We start from the raw sequence: 16,065 nt of genomic DNA, 5'->3' as shown, positions 1-16,065 counted from the left end.
GACGCTGGATCGCGTAGGCTTGTTTGACTACCAGTCAGTTTGTCACTACTCCAAAACAATCCCCACTGCATACCGAGCGATTTGGCGGTTTGACTACCAGTCAGTTTGTCACTACTCCAAAACAGGTTTACGATCCCAACGGTTCGAACGTTTGTTTGACTACCAGTCAGTTTGTCACTACTCCAAAACACGAGTACAAGTGTTTGTATGAGTCAGCAGTTTGACTACCAGTCAGTTTGTCACTACTCCAAAACAGACAGTGGATTACATGATTCCTGACAAGGGTTTGACTACCAGTCAGTTTGTCACTACTCCAAAACGGCCTGTGGGGCCTGTCGGGCCTGCCACAGGTTTGACTACCAGTCAGTTTGTCACTACTCCAAAACAGAGGAGAAGAAGAAGAAGAAGATGCAGCAGGCGTTTGACTACCAGTCAGTTTGTCACTACTCCAAAACCTGTGAGGTACTTTTTGAGTCCGAGAGCCTGTTTGACTACCAGTCAGTTTGTCACTACTCCAAAACGGCGAGAACGGCTTCGGTTGCGCCTGCGTTGTTTGACTACCAGTCAGTTTGTCACTACTCCAAAACACGTGGAGCGTATGCCCGATCTTCACGATGGTTTGACTACCAGTCAGTTTGTCACTACTCCAAAACGAGGAGGGTGTCTGGTGACGAGCTACGACGGTTTGACTACCAGTCAGTTTGTCACTACTCCAAAACAGAGGGGAAGAAGAAGATGCAGCAGGCAGAGTTTGACTACCAGTCAGTTTGTCACTACTCCAAAACCGGCAGTAGTCCTGGTCGGTCCTCTGGTGGTTTGACTACCAGTCAGTTTGTCACTACTCCAAAACTGCTCAGCTCGGCTACCAGCTCCAGGGCGAGTTTGACTACCAGTCAGTTTGTCACTACTCCAAAACCCTCGTGTCAGCGGTGGAGTCCCTGCACGCGTTTGACTACCAGTCAGTTTGTCACTACTCCAAAACGGCATGACCGGGATCCTCCACTCGTCGCCGGTTTGACTACCAGTCAGTTTGTCACTACTCCAAAACGGGCGATCGACACCACCACGGCGTCCACGGGTTTGACTACCAGTCAGTTTGTCACTACTCCAAAACCAGAACGTCGTGAACCTGCGCCTGCGCGAGTTTGACTACCAGTCAGTTTGTCACTACTCCAAAACCTCGGTGGTGCTAACCAATTACGCGTCGGGGTTTGACTACCAGTCAGTTTGTCACTACTCCAAAACTCACCATGTAGCGCAGCGCGTCCATGAGGTGTTTGACTACCAGTCAGTTTGTCACTACTCCAAAACAGGCCGAGGGCCTGGTATACCCCATGTGGGGTTTGACTACCAGTCAGTTTGTCACTACTCCAAAACGCATGTAGCGGTGGGTCTCGGTGCGGAAGCGTTTGACTACCAGTCAGTTTGTCACTACTCCAAAACCGTTGGGGCAAAATCCTCTCTGCGGGAGGATGGGCAACTGGCTGGTACAGTTTCTCATGATTGAAGAAAGTCCATGTCAATACACATTTTTCTTTCGTACTCAAAAGCCGAATCATCAGATGCATTCTCAAGCAGCAGAACATTCAATTCGAAAAAAACTGCTTGTCGATAGAACTCTTGTATCTCTTTTTCTACCAAAAAGTTTTTCAAATTCACGAATACAAGCTGCTTTCTGAATGCGGCGTCAGATGCGAACTTCAAAAATTTTGTCAAATTGTCAAGGAGCTCGTCAGCAGGATCAACCTCGACGCAAAAATCGAAAGCCTTCAAATATTTTCGCATATCCCATTGTACTTCAAAAGCATAATCCGACTGCAAGCGTAGCCCCAAAGATGCCACCTGTTCCGACAACGACCGTCCCGCAGTCTCGATTCTTTGACGCGCCTCATCCTCATGCAAAAACATGTCCTCTATGCGCTCAAGCACTTCTCCGATCAACGCCCGCTCCGACCAAGGAAGTTCAAACGGGTTACAGATGAACAGAAAGTAATTCCTAGAACTACGTTGATCATCGCCGTCCCACAGCGTATATGGCTCCAACGCCTCACCATCGAGTTCAGACATGAGCGATTGACACACACGAGCAAACAGTCGGCGATTATGGATTTCCAAAACCGACACATGGTCGCTTCCTAAAACCAGCGGTTCCGAAAAACCCGAAATCGTAAGATTCATAGCACCACAAACTCCTCCATTGTGTCAAGCTCTTCATGCTCGTGTCGGGAACCCGCAATGAATTCCATCGTCGCGAACTGTTTTTCGGTCACTTTGAGCGCTTGCACCAAACCAGCCGGAGGACGATGCTGACGCAAACGACCGATAGCGGCATTCGCTTGCGCGTCATTTATTACCAGCTTGGCGTACACTGACTCCTGCAACATGAGATACCCTTCTTTAACCAGGTACTTGCGAAATAGCCGATAATCCCTTCTTTGCGCAGCCGTTTCTATCGGCAGATCAAAAAACACGAACACCCTCATGAACCTTGCTCTTTCTCGAGAACTCATAATTGCTCAAAGCCCTCAATTTTCGATGCCGTAATGTTCTTATTGAGCGCCGAAAGACAGTCCTGCACGAACAGCGACACCGTCGAATGAAGTCGATATGATCCCCCTTTGTAGACCACAACGCGGTTTCCCAGATCGCCCAACAAGCGGCGAACATCTTGGTCAAAAATCTCCTGAGCATACATGTACGCCACATGATCGACTATCGGACGAAACGGCTCCATCAAATCACACGAGAAGTTGAACTGGTTATACTCATTGCGATGACAAATACCGCATTGCGTCAGATATCCACGTGAGACCAATTCCCTGTTCACCATGGACAAAAGAATCGCGTAGCCATAATTCAAGGCGGCGTTTATTGGCGTATCAGCATCGCGAGAAAAATTGCGTCCGAACAACGCATTGAAATACAAACGCGCCGCATGGGCTTCACGGTTGGTCGTATCCCCCGATTTCACCTCATCACGAGCCATGTATAGCAACTTTGCAACCTCCGCCTGGCCCTTTTCTTCAAGCAAACGAGCCTGCTGACGGATCTTCTCCCTAACCACCTGCTGCCATACACGCTTTTTGATAGGCTCGCCCCACGCAAGTTGCTCTGCCACACGCTTGCTGGCGTTATGAGCTCCATATAACGGAAGATACTGCCCTATCGGGTTGCATTTCTCGTCAGCAACAACGAGTGAAATCTTACATTTCGCCAGTTCAGCAAGGAGATACGCGCTCAAATACACCTGTGTAGTCTGCAGGATAATAGATGATATTTCCGAAAGGTGAATCTTTTTCGTATCGTCCGTTTTCCGCACTACAAGATAGCCACCTTGGTAGCTACATCGGCACTGGCTTTCGATAAAGATGGTCCTAAAGGCCAATCGTCTCACACCTCTCGAACATGCCAGTGACCGAGGAATCTACAAACTGGATATCCTTGAGATGATTAGCGATAAAATTGTTACTAATTTTTCCGGCATTGCGCGATCCGCCTATAAAAGAAAGATCCACACGAGCGGTATCTCCTTTGTAAAATCCAAGAACAACGAGCAAAACCTTACGTTTTTTATCACAAGATAGCTGAGAAAACGTTTCTCTACCCTGCTCCAGAGCTTTATGAACGTTTTTGAACCCGGAGCACAAAAACAGAGCTTTATCTCGCAATTCATCGTATAGCCTCATGAGCGCGCCATCGTCAAGACAGAAAGAACTCACTTTGTTATCGCCTACGTCTTGCGCTGTTTTGAGCAAATCACCCGTTAACGCTAGCTGCCTTGCCGAATACACGACATCCAGCGCTGGTATGAAATACTCATCCTGCCCATAACGTATTTTGCTGTACTTCAGAATACGCCCCCTCAAAACTCTCGAGAAGACAAGACCTTCCTCACGAGCAATCTCTTGCGCATATTCAGTAATCGACAATTCACCTTTTGATATTTTTTGCGCAATAGGAATTGGCACGCCGGCCAATTTCGCCTGGTTCTTGCCTTTAGGATTCTTTCCTTCGTAAAGCATAAAATACGCAAACTGTTCGCTCGAATAACCTCCATACTTTTGCGGATCAAGGCCCTTTTTCAAGGGAAGATTCAGCGACTTCCCCGCCCTCGGCGAATAGATAGTCTGTTTCCAAAACGCACCATGTGATTCTTCGGGCATGCGCGAGATGAAACAATCCTTGTAGTCAAGACACCGCTTGATGCGATCTACCTCAAAATCAGCATCCCAGGCATCGCGGAACACTTCTCCGGTCTCCACATCGAATCCTGATGTCAGAAAGCTCGACACAATGAACCCGGCGGACCCTGGAAGCTCTCGCGTCCGACGGTAATCATCGGCCTGCTTTTTGATGAACTGCTTCACCACTGCTGCCATTTTCACCGGTTCGCTATACACAGAATCGTGCCGATACCGAATAAAACGCCCCAACTGGCAAGCCAGATAGGCGTCGTGAGCATGATGGAAGTCGTTAACCTCGCGACTTTTCGCCAACTCACACTGCGCACGTAACTGATGAGACATTCCCGCCTTCACCGGTTGTACGTCGGTTTCAGGGTAGCGCGTTCGAAGCAGCTGTTGCACCTGCTTCACAATCTGGCTCGTTTCGACCAATTGACGGTTGACGAACCGCTTCATCTGCTCGTCGCTTATTCTTGCGCGCGTAAGGTTGTCGTACTTCTTCTCTCCAATAGAACCGGCATCTCGCAGATTGCGCCAGAATCCTTGCATGCGCTGAATAAGATCCTGATCCAACAGCAAGGTGTCGAGCTTGCGCTGGTTTTCACTCGCATACACAAGCACCTTGTTCTCAAAGCTGTCATCCTTGGTATAAGACTGCGGCAAAATATGATCAACCTGATAGGTTTGCAGCTTATTGATGTCCAAAGGCTTACCCGAATACATGCATTTGCCGCACTGCATGAAGTAGAGAACGAGCCTTTCATTGTCAAACTCTCGCGGATTGTGCGCCTTAAGCTCTCTATGCACATCTCCGTACTGCTCTTTAAGATTGGAAAGCGCTGCCTCCAAAGCCTTATAACGACTTGTAGTTCGCCTACCCTTGTTACGGGCATCTTCGTCACGCGTCACCTCGATGTATATATGCGCAGGAGGTTTCCCAGCAATGTGTGCAATCTCATCCATTATTCGAAGCGCCTGGTTAATACCGCGCCTGAGAGCCGGAGAACCCGTCACCTCGTCCAAAGATATGCCACCAGCCTCGCGCGCACGCTCAAGATTGCGCTCGTCTATCTTCGTCTGAAACTCAAGTGAATCGTCGTGAAGTATTTCCATGAGGTTCATGGCTGCGCCCACACGAGTGGCATGGTTGGGATCCCCTTCTTGCAAAATATCCATAATAGTTTTCGAACCGTTGTCGGTGTTACTGCGAACCCCGCACAAAAGCTCCTTCGAGAGCCGACCCCATCCGGTATAGCGTTTCCGACAGAACTTACCAATCTGCGCATCATCCAAACGATCACTGTAGGCAGATTTAATCTTGCGCTTCAAGATGGAGCGATCCTCGAATACGGTATTCCAAAGAACAATGTCTTCGGCCATAGCCGCATCGGCATCGGACAGCTCATCGACCTCGAGGATTTTGCAAAAATCATAGTATGAGGAAAGCTGCGATTCAAACGCGTCCTCCCCTTGACCGCCAGACACACGGTACGCACCACCGACAGACTTACCACTGGTCGGACCATGCTTTTGTGCCAACCATTTCTCCACAGCCGCATACGTCACACGCTTCCGCCTCCTGAACAGATCATTAATAAGACCCAACCGGTCAGCGGCATCAAAGCGGTAACTCCTGTCTCCATCCTGCGTCCAATGCGCCCCGTTCAGTTCGTTGAGCACGCAGAATAGCTCATATGTAAGCGAGCAACGTGGAAGCACTGGCTCGCCTTTCAGGTACGTACAAGTTCCTGTCATACGGCGAATGAAGTCCTCGGCACTCTGGTCTTTGTCAATCACCTCTTCCCAGTTCCAAGGGTATATGCGCTCGTTTTCCATCCCTTGCTTACGCGATGCCCACGCAAACCGCGTCTTTCCCTTGCTGTCGCGCGGAGCATGTTTCTGCGTGAGGGGTCCCACGTAATAAGGTATGCGGAACTCAACGAGGGACCGCAGCTTTTTCTTCTCCTCCAGCAGGAAGGGGTAGTACCGTCCCTGCCGATCAATGATCGCATCCATTTCCTCGCGATGTAGCTGATAGGGAATAACACCGTTGTTATTGGTTTTGAGACGGCGCAAAAACGTCTCCGTCTCTATCGCGCGCTCAACGTCTGCATAGCGCTCATCCGATTGCGCGCCAATATCCTCGAGCAGCTTCTTTGCTTCTTTCAGGAAATCCTCATACGATAGCTTGTCCGCACCTAGATTGTACTTGGTGTATCCCTTCGCCTTGGAAGGATCGTACTCGTGCGTTCCCTCATAGAACGCACCACGGAAGAACTCGTCGTAGCGTTCAGGTCCATATGTGCGTACCAGGCTTTTAAGTGTTTTGAGCTCCTTGCCATAGCGCTCATATTCGATTACTTTGCAAAACGAAAGTGTCTTTCCCTGTCCCTGTGCGTCACTCAAAATTTCTGACAGCACGTAAGACGAGTACGCCTTTTGTAGCGCCTCAAACAGATCACACCCCTCATCAGGGCAAGCATACGCTTCAACCTTCTCATCGTTGGAAAGAGAAAACTTACTGCCCTCAGCCTCCGCGAAGAAAATATGCGCAAACTCTGCCGAGCGCCCCACTATGGCATCGGACACCGCTCTAGCCAACTTTTTATACTCTTTTTCAACCCCAAGTGCCACTTCGGCTTTATCGCGCTTGTCTGACGAACGAAGCGAGGTGTCGCTCAGAATTTTCACAAGCGATTCCTTGTCGCAGGAACATCCAATCTCGTGTTTCTCGCACCAATCTGCAAGCGCCTGGCACAGACCCTCTACCGCATCCCGCATATTGGCATTTTTAGCGCTCAATGAGGGGTTATCTTGGTATAGGAAGTTTCCTCGATGCTTCACGATATTATGCAATGCCAGATACACGAGCCGAATGTCGGCTTTTTCGTTCGACTCAACCAAACGCGCGCGCAAATGGTAGATTGTGGGAAAATTCCGATAATAATCGCGTTCGGTAAAGTCCTCGCCGTTGAAGAGCGGCCACTGATAGTCCGCATGTGCAGGATCGCGATCCTCGGGATGCAACCGTGACTGGTTTAACCGAACGAAGAACTCCGAGTCAACCTTTGCCATCTCATGCGCGAACAACTCCTGCAGCAGGTCAAGTCGTTGACGCCGGCGGTCGTAACGGCGCCTCAGACTACGACTGGCACGTGTTTCGGCCGCGGTTTGCGCCGAAGGGAAAATACGACTTCCCCATGTGGGTTTTCCCTTGAAGCGACACAGGTCCCCGTTTTCGTCAAGAACGGCCCACCCCACCGACCCGGTACCGATATCCAACCCAACCTGATACGACTTGACATTGCGCAGATTCATGGGTTCCCCTTTCTCAATGTACCTGTTAGAATGGGGTATATCTTGATACCAGTCAAGATGTCACTGCGAGTCAAAATAAAGGCTTAGCCTTACCTGCCCTTCGGGGCGCCGCGGAGGCGGTAGTTTGACTCCGAAAACGAAGGGCCCCACACGGGACCCTTCGTTTTTTATTCGTCTTAAGCAAAATCAGGCGCCATATGGTGCAACCCGGCACCTATGGCCGCACCCGCGAACCCGCAACATTCCCTATAATGGGCGCGAACACGTTTTCCATCATGAACGGAGCAGTGGAAGTTGCGCTTTGGGTCCATTGAAAGCGTGCGCTTCCCGAAAGTCACCGCACCCCCGACCAACGACGGAGACGAAATGAGCATGACGCCCAAAGCAGCAACCTACGCGCTGTACGCGCTCGCAGTGATCCTTCTGGGAGCGCTGGCCGGCGCGTTTTGCTGGGTGTTCTTCTTTTTGATGGACAATGGGATAGAGCTTCTCTGGGACGCATTGCCAAGCGCCATTGCGCCGGGCGCGTGGTGGTGGCCGCTGCCGATGTGCCTTGTCGGCGGCCTGGCAGTCGGACTTTTCCAGAAAAGGTGGCCGGGGCAGCCACGCGAGATGAACGAGGTCATGACCGAGGTGAAGGCAACGGGCCGCTACGAGTACCGCACCGTTTTCGTCGGCTTTGCCGGAGCGCTCCTGCCGCTTTTGTTCGGCGCGAGCATCGGCCCCGAAGCGGGACTTACCGGCGTCATCGCCGGAGCGTGCACGTGGGTAGGCGACCGACTCAAATTCCTGGGACGCGAGTTCAGGGAGCTTGTGTCGGTCGGCATCGCCGCCATCGCGGGCGCCATGTTCTCCGCACCCCTGTACGGGCTGGCCGTGCCCGTGTTCGGGGACGGCGAGGCGCGTGAGAGCATGGCCGACGCCAAGGTGCTCATCCCCAAACCGGCCAAGATCGCCGTCTACATTGTTGCCATCGCCTCCGCCCTTGCGGCCATGATGGGCTTGGGCGCGCTTTTCGGAGGCATGGGAGGCCTCCCGCGCTTCACCGACCTGAACGCCGGCACGCGCGAATGGCTCCTGCTCGCTCCCCTCGCGCTCGCCGGAGCCGTCGTCGGCTGGACAAGCCACGCAGCGGGCGCGCTCGCCCGCGCATGCGCCCGCGCCATGGGAGAGCGCCCCGTCGCCAAGGCGCTTGTCGCAGGAGCTGTCCTCGGCACGGCAGGTTGCCTCCTTCCCTACACGATGTTCGCAGGCGAGACGCAGGCAATGCAGCTTGAGATCGCGTGGACGGAAATCGGCGCGGCAGCCCTCATCGCCACCGCCCTCGTCAAACCTTTCATCCTCCAATTCTGCCTCAATTTGGGCTGGCGCGGCGGCAAGTTCTTCCCGATGGTGTTCAGCGGCATCGCGCTCGGCTACGGCCTGGCCTCCCTCACCGGCGCAGACCCCGTGTTCTGCCTGTGCGTCTGCACGGCGGGCGCGCTCGGTGCCATGATGCGCCAACCCTTGATGGCGGCGTTGCTGCTGTTCCTGTGTTTCCCCGCGCAGGGCGTCGTCGCCATGCTCGCGGCGGCGGTCGTGGGATCGCTCATCCCCGTGCCGAAAGCCTGGCTCCCCGAAACCCCCCATGCCGCCGCAGCAGCTGCGGCTTCGGAAACCCCCGGCAAGCCCGCACCTCGAAACTAAGACGCAAGCGACCAACCCCATGACCGCACCCTCCACCCTCAAACAACTCCTCGCGCTGGCTGTCCCCACATTCGGCCAGCTCATCGCAGAACCCGTGTTCGTGCTCATCGACACGGCCATCGTTGGGCATGTCAGCGACGCGGCGCTGGCGGGACTTTCGCTGGGCTCCACCGTCATCCTCACCGCCGTGGGACTGTGCATCTTCTTGGCCTACTCGACCACCTCCCAAGTCGCACACCTGCTCGGCGCGGGCAGAAGGCGGGAGGGTCTGCAGGCCGGCATGGACGGCTTGTGGCTGTCCGCCGCCATCGGCGCGGTGCTGGCCGCAGCGCTGTTCGCCTTCGCCGGCCCCCTTTGCGAGGCGCTTGGCGGGCGCGGAGACGACGCGCGCCTCGGCGCCGTTTACGTCCAGACGGTGGCGCTCGGCGTGCCCGGCATGCTGCTCGTCTACGCGGCCAACGGCATCTTCCGCGGACTCCAGAACGTGCGCATCACCCTGGTTGCGGCGGCATGCGGCGCGGCGCTCAACACCGCTCTCGACATCCTGTTCGTCATCGGGTTCGGATGGGGGATCGCCGGATCGGGCATAGCCACGTGCATCGCCCAATGGTTCATGGCCGCGTTCCTGGTGATCCCGGCCGTGCGCTGGGCCGTATCCGGCGGGGCCGGCCTGCGCCCGCGCGCGGCAGGCGTTGCGTCGGCGGGCGGCGACGGGCTGCCCCTGTTCCTGCGCACGCTGGCGCTTCGCGCGGGGCTGGTGGCCACCGTCATGGCCGCGGCCTCCCTGGGAACCGACGTGCTCGCAGGATACCAGGTGGTCAACGCCACCTGGAACTTCGCGCTGAACGTGCTGGACTCCGTGGCCATCGCGGGCCAGACGCTCGCGGGGGCGCGTTTGGGCGCGAAGGACCACGCGGGAGCGCGCGCCCTCGTGCGCGAGACGGCGCGCGCGGGGCTTTTGGCCGGAGCGGCGGTGGGCGCGGCGTTCGCACTTGCGGGGCTTGCGGCCCCGGGCCTGTTCTCCCCGAGCCAAAACGTCCGCGAAATCGCCACCGTGGGCATGGTCGTCGTTGGCGTCGGTTTGCCCCTGCAAGGCTGGATGTGGGCGCTCGACGGCATCCTCATCGGCGCGGGCGATTTCCGTTACCTCGCGCTCACCTGCGCCCTTGCCTCCGCCGCGCACATCGCAACCCTGTGCGCCCTCGTGCTTGCCGCCCCGCTTCTGCCCAGCGGCCTCATGCGCGTCGCCCTTCTGTGGGCCGCGTTCGACATCGTGCTCATGGGCGGACGCGCCCTGGCAAACGGGCTGCGCATCCGAAGCGACCGATGGATGCGCTAGCGGCCATGCGGCCCCGGCTCCGCCTTGGCCGCGCCTCCTCCCGCAGCCGCCGCGTCGTGGTAGAATTCACCGAAAGCCCTAGACAAAGCAAATCCCGTCCCGAAAGGATGCCCCATGATCAAGGACCTGGTGACTGACGAAGCCGTCCTCTCGCAACCCTGCGAGGAGGCCACGGCCGACGACGCGCAGGTGGCGCAGGATCTCCTCGACACGCTGACCTCGCTCGACGACGCGGCGTGCCTGGCCGCCAATCAGATAGGCCACACGAAATGCATCGCCGCCTACCTGGATGACGCCGATCAGCCGCACGTCATGTTCAACCCCAAGCTGCTCAGGGCACTGGGTTCCTACAAGGCCGTCGAAGGGTGCCTTACCCGGGAGGCCGAATCGAAGGTGACGCGGTTCGAGCGCATCAAGGTTTCGTTCCAGGAGCTGAAAGACGGCGCGCTCGTCGAGCGCTCGGCCGACCTCACCGGCTGGACGGCCGAGCTTGTCCAGCACATGATCGACCACTGCAAGGGCAAGCTGGTCTAGGCCGCGCCCTCTCGCCCCTTCACGCACAGCCGCCTATGAGAGCGTTCATCGCTTTGGACTTGGACCCCGCGTTCGTCTCGGACGTCGCGGCGCTCGCACGTCGGCTGGAGCCGACGATGAAGGGGCGCTTCCTGGCGCGCGAAACCTACCATCTCACGCTCGCCTTCCTCGGCGAGATCGGCGAGCGCGAAGCCGCCGACGCCGCCTGGGCGGTGGACGAAGCGTGCCGGCGCGCACGTCCCGTCGCGTTGGCGAGCGAGGGCTTGGGGAAGTTCGGACGCGCCGGCGATGCCACGCTATGGCTCGGCATCGCGCCCGATTCCGCGCTCTCCAACCTGGCGGACAACCTGCGCGCCCATCTTGCCACGCGCGGCGTGCCCTTCGACGCCAAGCCCTTCCGGCCCCACATCACGCTCGCGCGCCGCGTCCGCATCCCCGCCGCGCCCCTGCCCGCGCTCGCGTTTCCGCAAAACGGCACGGCGCCTTCGGTCACGCTGTTCAAAAGCACGCTCGACCGCGCCGGCGCCGTCTACAAGCCGCTGCACTCAGCGCTGCTCCCCACCCGGCGCTAAGCCGCGCGCCGCCAATCCCCCGCAGCTCGTGCAGAAAACCGAGAATCACATCCCAAATGCCCCCGTCGGGGGTTCCGGAGCCGTATACTGATGCTTTCCCGGCGTAGCCGGGCAATAGGCGAGACGAAAGGTGCACCATGGGCGGATTCTTCGGAGCTGCATCCCACCGCGATGTAGTGCTGGACGTGTTCTTCGGCGTGGACTACCACTCCCATCTGGGAACAAGGCGCGCGGGCATGATCTTTCGCGACGGCGACGGGGGCTTTCAGCGCGAGATCCACTCCATCGAGAACACCCCGTTCCGCACGCGCTTCGAAGACGATCTGCCGGACTTCCACGGATGCTCCGGCATCGGATGCATAAGCGACACCGATCCCCAGCCGCTTCTGGTGCGCTCGCACCTGGGAACGTTCGGCCTGACCACCGTGGGCGCCATCAACAACGCCGAACAGCTGGTGGAATCGTATTTCGCCGACGGCGGCCGGCAGCTCATGGCCATGGGATCGGGCGCGGTGAACACCACGGAGCTGGTGGCCGCGCTCATCAACCAGAAAGACGACCTCGTCTCGGGCATCAAGCACGCGCAGGAGGCCGTCGAAGGATCCCTCACGCTGCTCCTCATGACCGATGCGGGATCCATCTACGCGGCCCGCGACAACATGGGGCGCCTGCCCGTGCTCATCGGCAAAAACGACGAGGGCTTCTGCATCTCCTTCGAGTCGTTCGCCTACCACAAGCTGGGCTACGACGACGAGTACGAGCTGGGGCCCGGCGAGGTCGTCCTCGTGGACGCCGACGGTTACCGCACCGTCTCCCCCGCCGGCGACCAGATGAAGATATGCGCGTTTCTGTGGGTGTACTACGGCTACCCCAACTCCAACTACGAGGGCGTCAACGTCGAGATGATGCGCTACCGCAACGGCGCCGTCATGGCGCGCGACGAGAAAGCGCGCGGCGCCTTGCCGGATGTGGACTACGTGGCCGGCGTGCCGGACTCCGGCGTGCCCCACGCCATCGGCTACGCCACAGAGAGCTGCGTCACGTTCGCGCGCCCGTTCATCAAATACACCCCCACCTGGGCGCGCTCGTTCATGCCCAGCAACCAGAACGTGCGCAACCACGTGGCAAAGATGAAGCAGATACACATCCCCGAGCTCATCAACGGCAAAAAGCTGCTGTTCGTGGACGATTCCATCGTACGCGGCACGCAGCTGCGCGAGACGGTGGACTTCCTGTACGGCGCCGGCGCCAAGGAAGTGCATATGCGATCGGCGTGCCCGCCCATCATGTTCAGCTGCAAGTACCTGAGCTTCTCGCGCGGCAAATCCGACATGGACCTGATCGCGCGCCGCGTGGTGCAGGAGCTTGAAGGCGACGAGGGGCAGCGGCACTTGGAGGAGTACGCCGACAGCTCCACCGAGCGCGGAACGTGCATGCTGCGCTCCATCTGCGAGCAGATGGGCTTCGACTCCTTAGGGTACCAGTCGCTCGACGGCATGCTGGAGGCCATCGGCATCGACCGCGAGAAGGTGTGCACCTACTGCTGGAACGGCAGGGAGTAGCGGAGGCCTTTCCACGCGCAATCGGGTTCCAGACGGCGGCCCGAATCCCCTTTTCGGCGAAGTTTCCAAAAACCTCTCTAGCTGTCCCATTTGTGGGACAGCTAGAGCAGGCGCATCGGTTAGACTGCGCAGCAGAACGCAGACGAGCCGACGCAAGGAGGCGCCATGGAAGCCGCAGCCATCCCAACGAAGCACGACGACAGACGAACCGCCCACCCTCTCCCCGCCAGCAACGAGACGCCGAAGATCTGTGTCATCCCCGGGGGCCAAGCGGCGGACCGAACGCCTCCCCGCCATGCCCGCGCACCCATGAACTGCGCAGACGCGCCCATTTGCGCGCCCGCGCCCACACCCGCGCCCGCCGCACCGCGAGCCGTCAGCCTCCTTGCACGGGCGAGCAACGTCCTTGCACGGGCGCAGGGGGTCGGCTTCGACCTCACGCGCCGCGAGCGCGCGCTCGCGGCGGCGGCGGGAACGGTACTCCTCCTCATGGCGCTGGCCGCGGCGATCCTCTGACGACAGGCGCGGTGCCGGGTGCTGCGCGGCAATCCGCCCGGCGCGCGCCGCACATCGGATGCGACCTCGGACGCACTGCGCGCCGGGCACGGCCCCGGGCACCGCGCCGACCCCTTCCCCTACTCGTACGCGTCCAAGATGGCCCGCAAATAGCGGCGGTACGACTCCGCAAGCGAGGCGGGTCCTTCTATGAGCACCCGCCCTCCGAACTGGGACACCCACCCGAAGAACGCGGGGCTTTCGACCACGGGCACGTAGACCCGCGCCTTCCCGTCGCCCGTCGGCACCGACTCAACGCCCCTCCCGAAGCGGTCGATCACGCCGTCCATGGCCTGCCGCTCCACCAGCAGCGTCGCCAAAACGGACTCGCCGCCGTACATGCCGAACGCGCGCTCCACCAGCTCGCCAACGTCGAACGACGCGATGCGGGCGTTGCGGCACGCCGCCTCGTCGGTCACCTTGAGCGCCGCCATCCTGTCCACGCGGTACGCAGGGAAGCCGTCGTGCTTTTCGTTGTACGCCACCAGGTAGTAATAGCCGTCGGAATACACCAGCTCAACCGGCGTTTCCACATAGCGTTCGCCACCTCGGCGCATGACCTTGCGCTTGGCCTCGTCGTAGCGGTAATAGCGGAAGGACACCTTGCGATGGCGGGCCATGGCCTCTTGAATGGCATCGACGTTGGGCAAAACGGACTCGCTCTGCAGCTTCACGCGTCCCGCCACGTGCAGCCGCTTGTCCAAAAGCTCGCGCTGCCCGGCGGACGCCAAGCGCCTTACGCCCTGCGACAGGCTATCGCTCATGCTCTGAGTCAGAAAGCGCGACCCCTGCACCGCATCCACCAGCAACCGCAGCTCCGCCAACGTGAAATCCCTGTTCAAAAGCGCGTACTGGACCGGCTTCGCACGCAAGGCCCCCACATCCAGCCCAAACGACCGCAGCGCCTCCAGATCGCGATACACCGCCTTCCGCTCCGCCGGGCAACCCGCCTCCTCCAAGCGCCCGAGGATCTGCGGCATCGTCAGCCCGCGCTCGGAATCGGTCTCCTCCCGCAGAATGCGCGCGAGGTGCAAAAGCCTCAGCCTTTGGTTGACGGCCATACAATCCCTCTCATGAAAAAACCGACGGGCCCCGTTGCGTCCGCAGCAGGGCCCGTCGGCGCGTCGAGCGCTTACAGCATGCTCGCGCGCAGCTCCTCGCCGCTCATCGACGACAGGTAGGCCGGTGCGATATCGAACATGGTCTTGCAGCCCGTCTGCCCCTCAAGGGCAAGGCGGTGCGCCGCGCGGGCGCACGCCACCAGGACGCTGCCGGTGAACTCGGGGTTCGAATCCAGCGTCAGCGAGAACTCCACCACATGGCGGTTCTCGCCATCGCGCCCGGTCTTGCCGGAGCGGATGACCGATCCGCCGTGCGGGATGCCGGCATGGTCGCGGTCAAGCTCCTCCTGCGTAACGAACGTCACCGTGGTGTCGTAGTCGGCGAAGTAGTTCGGCATCTCCACGATGGCGCGCTCGATGGCGGCCCTGTCGGCGCCCTCCTTGGCCACCACGTAGCACTCGCGCGTGTGCTTCTGACGCGTGGTCAGCTCGGGCGTCTCGCCAGCGCGCACGGCTTCAAGGGCGGCGGGCACCGGCACCGTGTACTGGCGCGCGTCGGCCACGCCCTCGACGCGGCGGATGGCGTCGCTGTGGCCTTGGGAAACGCCCCGGCCCCAGAACGTGTAATCGGCGCCGTCGGGCAGGATGCTCGTGGCGTACAGACGCGCGAGCGAGAACATGCCCGGATCCCACCCGGCCGAGATGACGGCCACCTTGCCGCCCTCGCGAGCCGCCGCGTCCACGTTCGCGAAATGCTCGGGGATCTTCGCATGCGTGTCGAACGAGTCCACCACGTTGAACAAAGACGCGCACGCCGGCGTCTGCTCGGGCAGGTCGCTTGCGCTGCCGCCGCAGAGCACCAGCACGTCGATGTCGCCCGCATGCGCCGCAAGGTCGTCCGCAGAATGCACCGCCACGCCCTCGGTGAGCGGCCTTACGCTGGAAGGATCGCGGCGCGTGAACACCGCCGCCAGCTCCATGTCGTCGTTCTGACGGCAGGACAGCTCCACTCCCCTGCCCAGGTTGCCGTATCCCAAAATGCCGATGCGCGTTTTCGCCATGTTTCGCTCCTTGCCGACGCGTCCGTTTTTGTCCCGACGATCATCCATGAACGCCGCCCTCCCCGTCAACGCGCGCAAGCCGACTCCAAGAAAGCCCCATTCCAGCGAAACGAATTGGAAACGTGAGAAGCGGCCCCTTCGAACTTGCCCTCAAGCGTCGCGGGAGCGGCGCGTCGGCTCCGAACGCGAAGGA

General features: G+C 58.8%; 12 protein-coding genes and 1 CRISPR repeat array. Of the genes, 6 read left to right on the top strand and 6 right to left on the bottom strand.

Annotated elements, in window-relative coordinates:
• Positions 1 to 21: 21 nt before the first annotated feature.
• A CRISPR array of direct repeats spans positions 22 to 1,443; the repeat unit is 36 nt; unit sequence GTTTGACTACCAGTCAGTTTGTCACTACTCCAAAAC.
• A gap of 54 nt (positions 1,444 to 1,497) precedes the next feature.
• Genes csn2 through cas9 form a run of 4 tightly spaced genes read right to left on the bottom strand, consistent with a single transcriptional unit; the run spans position 1,498 to position 7,502 of the window.
• Complete coding sequence (gene csn2, locus ACWKY3_RS10165) at positions 1,498 to 2,178, bottom strand: type II-A CRISPR-associated protein Csn2 (protein WP_449316292.1); 681 nt, start codon at positions 2,176 to 2,178, stop codon at positions 1,498 to 1,500.
• Positions 2,175 to 2,483 carry a CRISPR-associated endonuclease Cas2 gene (gene cas2 / locus ACWKY3_RS10160; RefSeq protein WP_449316291.1) on the bottom strand — a complete coding sequence of 103 codons (309 nt, stop codon included), beginning with the start codon at positions 2,481 to 2,483 and terminating at the stop codon, positions 2,175 to 2,177. Before cas2 ends, csn2 begins: the two co-directional genes overlap by 4 nt.
• 23 nt (positions 2,484 to 2,506) lie before the next feature.
• A complete protein-coding gene (gene cas1, locus ACWKY3_RS10155; protein ID WP_449316290.1) occupies positions 2,507 to 3,394 on the bottom strand; it encodes a type II CRISPR-associated endonuclease Cas1 in 888 nt (295 codons plus the stop codon).
• Positions 3,375 to 7,502: a type II CRISPR RNA-guided endonuclease Cas9 gene (gene cas9, locus ACWKY3_RS10150; RefSeq protein WP_449316289.1), complete on the bottom strand. Its 4,128-nt coding sequence runs from the start codon at positions 7,500 to 7,502 to the stop codon at positions 3,375 to 3,377. Before cas9 ends, cas1 begins: the two co-directional genes overlap by 20 nt.
• A 372-nt stretch (positions 7,503 to 7,874) precedes the next feature.
• Here cas9 and ACWKY3_RS10145 point away from each other — a divergent pair, with 372 nt between their 5' ends.
• From ACWKY3_RS10145 to ACWKY3_RS10120, 6 genes are all read left to right on the top strand, one after another.
• A complete protein-coding gene (locus ACWKY3_RS10145; RefSeq protein ID WP_449316288.1) occupies positions 7,875 to 9,188 on the top strand; it encodes a chloride channel protein in 1,314 nt (437 codons plus the stop codon).
• A gap of 19 nt (positions 9,189 to 9,207) precedes the next feature.
• Positions 9,208 to 10,527, top strand: coding sequence for an MATE family efflux transporter (locus ACWKY3_RS10140; protein ID WP_449316287.1), 1,320 nt, complete (start codon positions 9,208 to 9,210; stop codon positions 10,525 to 10,527).
• A 114-nt stretch (positions 10,528 to 10,641) separates the two neighbouring features.
• Complete coding sequence (locus ACWKY3_RS10135; RefSeq protein WP_449316286.1) at positions 10,642 to 11,061, top strand: peptide deformylase; 420 nt, start codon at positions 10,642 to 10,644, stop codon at positions 11,059 to 11,061.
• A 35-nt stretch (positions 11,062 to 11,096) separates the two neighbouring features.
• A complete protein-coding gene (gene thpR / locus ACWKY3_RS10130) occupies positions 11,097 to 11,633 on the top strand; it encodes an RNA 2',3'-cyclic phosphodiesterase (protein WP_449316285.1) in 537 nt (178 codons plus the stop codon).
• 137 nt (positions 11,634 to 11,770) lie between these two features.
• A complete protein-coding gene (locus ACWKY3_RS10125) occupies positions 11,771 to 13,195 on the top strand; it encodes an amidophosphoribosyltransferase (protein ID WP_449316284.1) in 1,425 nt (474 codons plus the stop codon).
• A gap of 165 nt (positions 13,196 to 13,360) precedes the next feature.
• Positions 13,361 to 13,711 (top strand): hypothetical protein, encoded by a 351-nt coding sequence (locus ACWKY3_RS10120; RefSeq protein ID WP_449316283.1) that lies wholly within the window; start codon positions 13,361 to 13,363, stop codon positions 13,709 to 13,711.
• 119 nt (positions 13,712 to 13,830) lie between these two features.
• On the opposite strand, the gene ACWKY3_RS10115 is transcribed toward ACWKY3_RS10120, so the two are convergent.
• Together ACWKY3_RS10115 and ACWKY3_RS10110 are read right to left on the bottom strand one after the other, a co-directional pair.
• Positions 13,831 to 14,811 carry a helix-turn-helix transcriptional regulator gene (locus ACWKY3_RS10115; RefSeq protein WP_449316282.1) on the bottom strand — a complete coding sequence of 327 codons (981 nt, stop codon included), beginning with the start codon at positions 14,809 to 14,811 and terminating at the stop codon, positions 13,831 to 13,833.
• Between the two features lie 71 nt (positions 14,812 to 14,882).
• Positions 14,883 to 15,872 (bottom strand): diaminopimelate dehydrogenase, encoded by a 990-nt coding sequence (locus ACWKY3_RS10110; protein ID WP_449316281.1) that lies wholly within the window; start codon positions 15,870 to 15,872, stop codon positions 14,883 to 14,885.
• Between the last annotated feature and the right edge of the window lie 193 nt (positions 15,873 to 16,065).

The sequence above is a fragment of the Rubneribacter sp. genome, from assembly GCF_965361815.1.
Note: the sequence above shows the minus strand (reverse complement) of the source record. Positions and strands in the feature narration are given on the sequence as shown.

Coding starts and splice junctions, on each gene's coding strand:
- csn2 (WP_449316292.1), bottom strand. CDS start 2,178: ATGAATCTTACGATTTCGGGTTTTTCGGAACCGCTGGTTTTAGGAAGC.
- cas2 (WP_449316291.1), bottom strand. CDS start 2,483: ATGAGGGTGTTCGTGTTTTTTGATCTGCCGATAGAAACGGCTGCGCAA.
- cas9 (WP_449316289.1), bottom strand. CDS start 7,502: ATGAATCTGCGCAATGTCAAGTCGTATCAGGTTGGGTTGGATATCGGT.
- ACWKY3_RS10145 (WP_449316288.1), top strand. CDS start 7,875: ATGACGCCCAAAGCAGCAACCTACGCGCTGTACGCGCTCGCAGTGATC.
- ACWKY3_RS10140 (WP_449316287.1), top strand. CDS start 9,208: ATGACCGCACCCTCCACCCTCAAACAACTCCTCGCGCTGGCTGTCCCC.
- ACWKY3_RS10135 (WP_449316286.1), top strand. CDS start 10,642: ATGATCAAGGACCTGGTGACTGACGAAGCCGTCCTCTCGCAACCCTGC.
- thpR (WP_449316285.1), top strand. CDS start 11,097: ATGAGAGCGTTCATCGCTTTGGACTTGGACCCCGCGTTCGTCTCGGAC.
- ACWKY3_RS10125 (WP_449316284.1), top strand. CDS start 11,771: ATGGGCGGATTCTTCGGAGCTGCATCCCACCGCGATGTAGTGCTGGAC.
- ACWKY3_RS10120 (WP_449316283.1), top strand. CDS start 13,361: ATGGAAGCCGCAGCCATCCCAACGAAGCACGACGACAGACGAACCGCC.
- ACWKY3_RS10115 (WP_449316282.1), bottom strand. CDS start 14,811: ATGGCCGTCAACCAAAGGCTGAGGCTTTTGCACCTCGCGCGCATTCTG.
- ACWKY3_RS10110 (WP_449316281.1), bottom strand. CDS start 15,872: ATGGCGAAAACGCGCATCGGCATTTTGGGATACGGCAACCTGGGCAGG.